Here is a 2742-nt window from a genome sequence, read left to right on the forward strand (position 1 = left end):
AATAATAACATCACGGGAGAGTTAGACTGGCAAAGCTATATCCCCAATTTGCCCTCAAATTTAAGGCTAGTATTAGAAAAAGCCTCGAAAATCGATTTAAGTCAAAGGTATCCCACTTCTCAAGCCATGTATGAAGCCTTACACATGAGTCAAATTAATACTATAGCGGTTGTACCTCCTGTCAACAATATTAACTTATCAAAATCTACTAACTCTAATTCATCCCCAACGGTATTAATTCCCAATTCATCGATAAATAATAATCCCTCCCCTGTTAGTTATCCCGTTAGTGGCATCAATCAAAATTCTGTCAGTAATCCTCAAAATAATAATATTTTAGTAATTATAATTACTGCTTTATTAGTAGCGTTAGGAGTGTCAGGAGGTTTTTTGATCGTACAACAAAGGGCAGAAACTCAGGCTAGATTAGAGAAAATGGAGAAAGAAAAAGAGGAAGCTGAAGCTAAATTAGCTGATGAACAAAAAAAACGAGAGGAAGAAGAAGTTAAGCGACAAGAAGCCGATAAAATGAGGTTAGATGCAGAACAGGCGAGGGCTAAAGCCGAAGAATCACGAAAACAAGCTGAAATTAAAGCAAAAAGTCAACCACAAATTAGAACAGTAGTTGTTAATCCTTCAAGTTCGGGTATAAATAGCGGTTCTTATGCTTCCATTAGTGGTAAGTCTGGAAGTAAAAATATTCGTTCTGGACCCGGTACGAATTACTCTGTAGTAGGTCAAGGATATACAGGACAAAGAATAGAAATATTAGGCAATGATTACGATCGAGGTGGTTATATGTGGTATAGAGTCTATCATCCAGATTCAGGTACAACAGGATGGATTGCGGCTCAATTAGTCAAATTTTAGTTTTATACCCTCGAAAAAATATCATGAAAATTATCAAATTTTTACAATCTAACTTTCAAATAGTCAACTTTTTTATTGCTTCTGTTATCGTTGGTATTCTTTTCGGTTGGTGGTATTTACCTCAATCTTCAGAATCATCATCAGAAGTTCAAGATCAAGAAAAATCAACTTCATCAGTTAATAATCCTTCAGAAAATCCACCTCTTACGGATGAAAATAAACCTCCTGAAATTTCCTCCTTACCAACACCAACGGAAAGTGTAGCTCCATCAGTGGAATCTAATGTTTCTTCGGTAACAGAATCACTTAATTCTGCTCTCAATTCCCCCCAAACAATAGAGAATCAACTTCCCCAAATTCCCCAACAACAGGTAAATCCATCACCATCAACAACTAATCAACCAAAACAAATTTCCCCCACAGAAACGATTTTAGCTCAGACTGTTTATGGTCATTTTCCTTTTTCTGAAGCTACAAAAGAACGTTTAATAAATATGGGGAAATATTATCACCGAACAGAATTTTTAGATCGAGAAGCAGGAGAAGCATTTAAGCGCATGAAAGCGGATGCTCAAGCTCAAGGGGTTGATTTAGTCTTGATTTCAGGTTTTCGATCGATTTCAGATCAAGCAAAATTATTTGAAAAACAAATTCAAAAACGAGGTAGTAAAGAAGCCGCCTCTAAATTAAGCGCCCCTCCGGGGCATAGTGAACATCATACAGGATATGCTTTAGATATAGGAGATGGGAAACAACCATCTTTGGATTTAAAATTTCAATTTGAGAATACCGAAGCCTATCGATGGTTAGTTAATAATGCTTATAAATATGGTTTTGAGTTATCTTTTCCCAAAAATAATATTCAAGGAGTTAGTTTTGAGCCATGGCATTGGCGTTACGTTGGTTCAAATCGTGCTAATTCGATTTTTGCTTTACCTCGAACTTTACTATATCAAAATTAATAAAAGTAGAATTTGTATTAAGTCGTAACAATTCTATAAATATTTGTGTGTAATTTTTTAAGTTAAAGTGCATAATTTAAGTATATCACCCTGATAAGTAAGTATAGTCTTAAATTAGTCTTAAATTGAGGGAAAATATTATGACAGGTTCGATCGAAACTAGATACAAAATCATTAAAAGTTTAGGTAGCGGTGGCTTTGGGGATACATTTCTCGCCCAAGATTTACAGATGCCTTCAGGAAGACAGGTTGTCATTAAAAAACTCAAACCCCTTCATCAGAATAATATTTCGATCGAACTGATTCAACAACTATTTGAAAGAGAAGCCAAAGTATTAGAAGAATTAGGACAAAATTGCTCTCAAATCCCCACTTTATACGCTTATTTTGTTGAAAACGAAGAATTTTACCTAGTTCAAGAATATATTGAAGGAAAAAGTTTAGCCGAATTAGGCACTATTCACCATAGCCAATGTGAATCTATTTTGTCATCCTTGCTTAATACTCTTAAATATATCCATAGCAAAAACATCATTCATCGAGATATTAAACCAGAAAACATCATCATTCGAGAATCGGATAAATTGCCCGTCTTAATCGATTTTGGGGCAGTGAAAGAAACTATGGGCGCGGTAAGTTTAAGTAGTGGCTCAACGGTAAGCTCTGTAATCGTTGGTACGAGGGGATTTATCCCCCCAGAGCAAAGCACAGGAAGAACGGTTTTTAGTAGCGATTTGTATGCCCTGAGCTTAACTATGATTTACAGTTTAACAGGAAAGTACCCGATCGAACTCCCGAATAATAACATCACGGGAGAGTTAGACTGGCAAAGCTATATCCCCAATTTGCCCTCAAATTTAAGGCTAGTATTAGAAAAAGCCTCGAAAATCGATTTAAGTCAAAGGTATCC

3 protein-coding genes are annotated in these 2742 nt (G+C 35.7%); all 3 read left to right on the forward strand.

What is annotated here, in order from left to right; translation table 11 throughout:
- Positions 1-870: SH3 domain-containing protein (locus ACN4EE_RS22695; protein ID WP_431708788.1), on the forward strand; the 870-nt coding region annotated here is incomplete at its 5' end.
- Positions 871-893: 23 nt separating this feature from the next.
- A complete protein-coding gene (locus tag ACN4EE_RS22700; RefSeq protein ID WP_431708789.1) occupies positions 894-1832 on the forward strand; it encodes a D-alanyl-D-alanine carboxypeptidase family protein in 939 nt (312 codons plus the stop codon).
- Between the two features lie 140 nt (positions 1833-1972).
- A partial coding sequence (locus tag ACN4EE_RS22705; protein ID WP_431708790.1) for a protein kinase domain-containing protein occupies positions 1973-2742 on the forward strand: 770 nt, incomplete at its 3' end.

The organism is Geminocystis sp. CENA526 (assembly GCF_050753365.1).
In the GTDB taxonomy this organism is placed as follows: Bacteria; Cyanobacteriota; Cyanobacteriia; order Cyanobacteriales; family Cyanobacteriaceae; genus Geminocystis.

Excerpts from the sequence above, each read along its gene's own strand:
- ACN4EE_RS22700 (WP_431708789.1), top strand. The coding sequence starts at position 894 with ATGAAAATTATCAAATTTTTACAATCTAACTTTCAAATAGTCAACTTT.